At 59.2% G+C, this 6357-nt stretch carries 5 protein-coding genes; all 5 read left to right on the top strand.

Features of this window, described 5'->3' with window-relative positions; translation table 11 throughout:
- Positions 1–68: 68 nt before the first annotated feature.
- The 5 genes from AC6FTP_RS24820 to AC6FTP_RS24800 all read left to right on the top strand — a co-directional run bounded on the left by AC6FTP_RS24820 (position 69) and on the right by AC6FTP_RS24800 (position 6238).
- Positions 69–974: a dihydrodipicolinate synthase family protein gene (locus AC6FTP_RS24820; RefSeq protein ID WP_497209593.1), complete on the top strand. Its 906-nt coding sequence runs from the start codon at positions 69–71 to the stop codon at positions 972–974.
- A 9-nt stretch (positions 975–983) separates the two neighbouring features.
- Complete coding sequence (locus tag AC6FTP_RS24815) at positions 984–2027, top strand: sialidase family protein (RefSeq protein WP_497209592.1); 1044 nt, start codon at positions 984–986, stop codon at positions 2025–2027.
- 167 nt (positions 2028–2194) lie between these two features.
- Positions 2195–5014, top strand: coding sequence for an FAD-dependent oxidoreductase (locus tag AC6FTP_RS24810; protein WP_497209591.1), 2820 nt, complete (start codon positions 2195–2197; stop codon positions 5012–5014).
- A complete protein-coding gene (locus AC6FTP_RS24805; RefSeq protein ID WP_497209594.1) occupies positions 4900–5604 on the top strand; it encodes an FAD-dependent oxidoreductase in 705 nt (234 codons plus the stop codon). The genes AC6FTP_RS24810 and AC6FTP_RS24805 overlap by 115 nt, the downstream gene beginning before the upstream one ends.
- 124 nt (positions 5605–5728) lie before the next feature.
- On the top strand, positions 5729–6238 hold the full coding sequence (locus AC6FTP_RS24800; protein ID WP_497209590.1) for a hypothetical protein: 510 nt from the start codon (positions 5729–5731) through the stop codon (positions 6236–6238).
- The last annotated feature ends 119 nt before the right edge of the window (positions 6239–6357 follow it).

The following is a 6357-nucleotide window of genomic DNA, read 5'->3' as shown; positions in this document are numbered from 1 at the left end:
CGCTAATATCAGAGTTCTTAATTAGCGTTTCATTAGCGTCCAATCAGCGGTTCAAAACTCTCCACACCATGGCTGCTCCTCTCTCCGGAATCATCCCGCCCCTCGTCACCCCGCTCAAAGACCGCGACACCCTCGACGTCGCTGGTTTGGACCGGCTCATCGAGCATCTCATCAGCGGCGGCGTGTCTGGCCTGTTCATTCTCGGCACCACCGGCGAAGGCCCGAGCCTCAGCTACCGCCTGCGTCGTGAGCTGATCGAAAAGACCTGCCAGATCGCCAAAGGCCGCGTCCCCGTGCTCGTCGGCATCACGGACACGTCGTTCACGGAGAGCGTGAACCTCGCGAAATACTCCGCCGACGCCGGAGCCACGCATGTCGTGCTGGCGCCGCCGTATTACTTCCCCGCCGCGCCGCCGGAGATGCTGGAGTATGTGCAGGATCTCGTCGCCGAGATGCCGCTGCCGCTGTTCCTCTACAACATGCCCGGTTTGACGAAGGTGAGCTTCGAGATCGACCTCGTGCGTCGTGCGCTCGACATGCCGGGCGTCTGCGGCGTCAAAGACAGCTCGTGTGACATGATCTACTTCCACCGCCTTATCGAAGTCGCGAAGCAACGTGCTGACTGGAGCGTACTCGTCGGCCCTGAGGAACTCACCGCTGAGGCCGTGCTGCTCGGCGGTCATGGCGGCATCAATGGCGGTGCCAATTTGCATCCCAAACTCTACGTCGAGATGTATCAAGCCGCGGCCGCGCAGGACCTAAAGCGCACACGAGAGCTTCACGCGCAGGTGATGAAGCTCGCCGGAGCCATCTACACCGTCGGCAAGCATAAGAGCGCCATCATCAAAGGCCTCAAGTGCGCCCTCAGTCTCCTCGGCATCTGTGAAGACCACATGGCCGAGCCCTTCCACCGCTTCCGCGATGCCGAACGCGAAATCATTCGTGAAAGACTCACCGCTCTCGGCCTCTTGTAATTCCCAATCATGAAATCCATCCTCTGCGTTCTCCTCCTCTCTGCGGTGCAACTTCAGGCCACCGATCCCGCCATTCTGAAAACCGAATACATCTACGACACCGGCCCTTACCCGCAGATCCACGCCACCACCATCGTTGAGACGCCTACTGGCCTCGTTTCGGCTTGGTTCGGCGGAACGGCAGAAAAGAACCCAGACGTTTGCATCTGGGTCTCCCGCCTTGTGGATGGCAAATGGACCATAGGCACCGAAACGGCCAATGGCATGCAGGCAGATGGCTCGCGACATCCAACATGGAATCCCGTGCTGTTTCAGCCGAAGGACGCGCCGTTGATGCTCTTCTACAAAGTGGGTCCTTCGCCGAGCACCTGGTGGGGTGAGCTCAAAACGAGCGAAGACGGTGGTAAGTCATGGTCCGCAGCTCAAAAGCTGCCGAAAGGCATCTTCGGGCCGATCAAGAACAAGCCGGTGCAACTCGCCAATGGCGACATCCTTTGCCCCACGAGCAACGAGACCGATACGAAGCCAAGCGCGTGGGCCATCTACTTCGAGCGCACGAGCGACCTCGGCAAAACCTGGACCCGCACCGAATTGCTCCACGATGGCCTGAAGGTCGGTGCCATCCAACCGAGCATTCTTTTCCTCGGCGGCGACAAACTCCAAGCAGTGGGCCGCACCAAGCAGAGCAAAGTCTTCCAGATCACCTCTGACAATGCCGGCAAGACCTGGGGCGAGATTTCACTCACCGACCTGCCAAACCCCAACTCCGGCACCGACGCCGTCACGCTCGCCGATGGCCGTCACCTGCTCATCTACAACCACACCGCCAAGGGCCGCAGCCCGCTGAACCTCGCCGTGAGGAAGGACGGCAAGACCTGGGAAGCCGCGCTGGTCTTTGAAGACGAGCCGAAGAAAGAGTTCAGCTATCCAGCGATCATCCAGACCAAGGACGGCCTCGTCCACATCACCTACACCTGGAAACGCCAGAAGGTGAAACACGTCATCGTCGATCCCGCGAAGTTGACGACAAAGCCCATCGTGGACGGTCAGTGACCGCAGTGAGTCAAATTTACATTTCTATATAAGCATCCCGAATCTGGTGAAGTGGTCTGCTACATTGACCAGCAAATGTGAAAGCATTCCTGCGTGTACAGGGGATGAAACCACAAACACGGATTTCCGCTGCCTTAGCCCTTTTGTTTCTCGGGCACTTGTATGCCATGGCGCTGCCTCCCGTCGCAGACCTCTCCCAAGACACCGCACGCCACGTCATCATCTCGCAAGGCACGGCGGAGGTCTATCAAGGCCATCCGACGACGCTGTTGATGCCAGATGGCAAGACGATGTTTTGCGTGTGGACGCATGGACACGGCGGCACGGCAGGCCCGTTGAAGCGCAGCGATGACGGCGGCAAGACATGGAGCGAGGAACTGCCGGTGCCGGAGAACTGGTGGAAGGTGAAGAACTGCCCGGCGATCTACCGCCTCACCGATCCACAAGGCGTGGCGCGGCTGATCGTTTATGCCGGGCAAGGGCCGGATGGCACGATGCAGCAGTCCGTTTCCACCAATGAGGGCAAGACGTGGTCGCCTATGCAAAGCAACGGCCTCGTGTGCGTGATGCCGTTTTGCACCATCATGCCGGTGGAGGGTGGCAAGAAGTTGATCGGGCTGTCGAACATTCGTCGCCCCGGCGAGACGAAGGACCCGCGCTCAAATATCGTCACGCAGAGCGAATCGAGCGATGGCGGGCTGACGTGGAGCGCGTGGCGCGTGCTCGTCGATCTCGGTGATTTGAAACCTTGCGAGCCGGAAGTGGTGCGCTCGCCAGATGGAAAACAACTGCTCTGCCTCATCCGCGAAAACATCCGCAGCCAGCCCTCGCATTTCATCACGAGTGATGACGAGGGCAAGACGTGGTCGGAGGTGAAGGCGCTGTCGCCGGGGCTGCACGGTGATCGCCACAAGCACGTCTATTTGCCCGATGGCAGGCTCGTCATCGCCTTCCGCGACATCGGCAAGGACAGCCCCACGCGCGCGCATTTTGTCGCCTGGGTCGGACGCTATGAGGACATCATTAGCGGCAAGGATGGCGAATACAAAATCAAGCTGCTGCACAGCCACAAAGGCAGTGATTGCGGCTATCCCGGCCTCGAATTGCTACCGGACGGCACCATCGTCGCGACGACCTACATCAAGTATCGCGCAGGGTCCGAGCAGAACTCGGTGGTGAGCACGCGTTTCACGCTCGCGGAAGCCGACAAGGCGGAAAAGATGACCAACTCGACTGCGGAGCGCAAAACGGCGGGCATCGTGCTCGACGACGACGCGGCGAAATACACCGGCGCGTGGAAGACGGGTGACAAGCTCACACCACTCGTTGGATCATCGTATCGACACGATGATCGCGCGAAGAAGTCGCCTGCAGTGGCGACGTTCACGCCTGAGATTCCGGCGAATGCCAAATACGAGGTGAGGCTGCTTTATGTGCATTCATCGAATCGTGCGCAAAAAGCGCAGATCACTATCCGCAGCGCCGATGGCGAGAAAGTCGTGATGCAGAATCAACGTGAAGCGTGCTTGGAGGACGGCATTCCGCGTTCGCTTGGCGTGTTTGCCTTCGCGAAGGGCAAATCAGGCACGATTGAAATCTCAAACTCGGGCACGGACGGCTATGTCGTCGTTGATGGCCTGCAACTCGTGCCGGAGGTCGAGGCTATCGCGGAGCGCAACACCCGAGTTGACGCTGGTTTTCCCATCAAGACGAGCGCCGCGCCCGTGCCGGTGAAAATCCCGCCGCCGATGCTTTTGAAGAGCGCAGCGAAGCCGCAGGACGTTAACGGCAAATCTTATGACCTCGTCGTCATCGGTGGCACGCCGGGAGGCATCGCCTGCGCGGTGCGGGCGGCGCGTGAGGGCTTGAGTGTGCTGCTGGTGAACCACACGCAGCACCTCGGTGGTTTCTCCACCAGTGGTGCAGGCGGCTGGGAGGCACCGTATGACGGCCTTCGCTCGCCGATCTATGGCGAGATAATCACCAACGCGGCGAACTACTACCGTGAGGAATACGGCGAAGGTTCACCTCAGCACATTCTCTCGATGCCGAGCAAGACCAGCCGTGCGCACATTGATCGACCAAAGATCGAGCCGCGCATCGCTGAGTTGCTTTTCAATGAGATGGTCGAGAGGGAGAAGACGCTGGCTGTGCTGCTCGGCCACATCGTCACGAAGGCGGAGCGCGATGGTGCTTTGATCAAAAACGTTACGCTCAAGCCGATGCACGGTGAAGACACCATCACGGTCAGCGGCAAAGTTTTCGCCGACGGCATGTATGAAGGCGACCTCATGGCGGCAGCTGGTGTGAAGACGCAGATCGGCCGTGAATCACGCGCTCAATACGGCGAGAAGCATGCGGGTGTCATTTACACCCAGGAGCGCCACAAGGAGCCAGGCCAGCGTGGTTTTCCCAAAGCTGCCGACGAAGGCACGCTGAACATCCGCTACAACAGCCACGCGACCGCTGACATCGTCGAAGGCCCGCAGAGCGGCGAAGCCGATGGCTCCGTGATGGCCTACAACTACCGTCTCGTGCTCACACGCGATCCGGCGAACAGGATCATGGTCACGAAGCCCGCGAGCTACGATGTCGCCATTGCGAAGCAAGCCCTCGGCGGCGGCTTCGTGCCGAACCTGCCGAACAAGAAAGTCGCGTGGAACGGCGGACGCCTCATTGGTCCGCAGAACGATTATCCTGCTGCCGACTGGCCCACGCGCGAGGCCATTTCGCGGCGCTACCTCGAAGGCATGCTCATGCGCCTGTGGTGGGTGCAGAACGACCCCGAAGCGCCGGAGAAGGATCGCAAGCAATTCGAGAACTACGGCCTCGCCGCCGATGAGTTCCCCGACAACCACCAGCGCCTTATGAAATCTATGTCCGCGAGGCACGGCGGCTCGTCGGGCGCTACGTCTTCAAAGAGCAGGACAACGTCATCGCTGAAGGCATCGCCCGCACACCGATTCACACCGACAGCATCGCCATGACCGACTGGCCAGTCGATTCCGTCGCCTGCTTGCCACGCAAGGCTCCGGGTGGTAACACCGACGGCATCCTCTTCCTCGGTGAAGAATCCCGCCCGGCGCAGGTGCCCTACCGCTCGCTATTGCCTAGTGAAATCGATAACCTGCTCGTGCCCGTCGCCATGTCCGCCTCCCACGTCGGCTGGGGTTCGATCCGTCTCGAACCCTGCTGGATGCAGCTCAGCGAAAGCGCCGGATTCGCCGCAGCACTCGCTGTGAAAGGCCAAACAACACCCGGAAAGCTCGATCCCGATGTGTTGATCCGCAAACTCGCCACCAGCCGTGTGATGATCAGCTTCTTCAACGATGTCGATGTCACCGCCGATGATCCGCGCATCCCCGCCGCGCAGTATTTCGGCACGAAGGGCTTCTTCGCCAGCTACGATGCCAAGCTCGACGCACCGCTCGCCGAAGCCGTGGCGACTATTTGGGCGAAAAACTACGATGATCCGCAAAAGCGGGCTGTGGCGGTTCACATCGCCGAAACTCAAGAATCTCCCGCTACCAACGAATCACGTGGCCAGGCCTTATTGCGTCTATGGGGCAAGTTATAGCTTCGATTGGAAATGAATCTAGCGGTCTCACCGCTTGCCTCATGAACCACCTGAAGAACCAAGGGTATTCAGCCTGGATTTGTGAGTGCCAGGATTTGGCACTCGGGCTTGACTAAAGTTTGGCATGGTAACTTCCAACCGTGCTGAAGACAGCAAACTCAACGCCCATAACCCTGACACAATCCGCCGGTTAATCACCAACCAAAAGCACGAGCACATGCCGCATGCTTTTCGTGCAGGCTATGGAGGAATGCAGGACTTCAACCGTCTGGTTCCGGTTCTCTGTAGCATGGAGCCAAGCGAAATTGGGTGCTGGCTGGATGTCATCGACGAGGTGTATGACACGCATCGGCACTGCCAACCCTGTGGCTGCAAGGTGCTGGCTTATCAGATTCTGATCAGTGAGGGCCTCTTGCCTGACCGTCACAAGGGCTACTTGGAACAATATCGGGAAATCATCTCGCGGCATCCTCCCGCTGGATGTCGCGACTTCATGAGCGAAGTGATCGAGTCCCTTCACCATGGGAAGGAGCACCCAAATGCCAGGAAGCACCTGTCTTGGTGGGACTCGGTGTTTGAAACAAGCCTCAGGCCCGATGAGGACGAGGCTAGCAGTGCAAGCCACGCACATTAAAAAAGTAGCACGCCGGAGTGTTCCTCGATTTTGGTTGCCTGGCATGAGCCGCCTTTCGAGGCACGTTTATTTCGAACCCATGAGCAAAGAACAACACAAAGGAGGGGCAGCCCCACTGA

It is taken from the genome of Prosthecobacter sp. (assembly GCF_044378005.1).
GTDB lineage: Bacteria > Verrucomicrobiota > Verrucomicrobiia > Verrucomicrobiales > Verrucomicrobiaceae > Prosthecobacter.
Note: the sequence above shows the minus strand (reverse complement) of the source record. Positions and strands in the feature narration are given on the sequence as shown.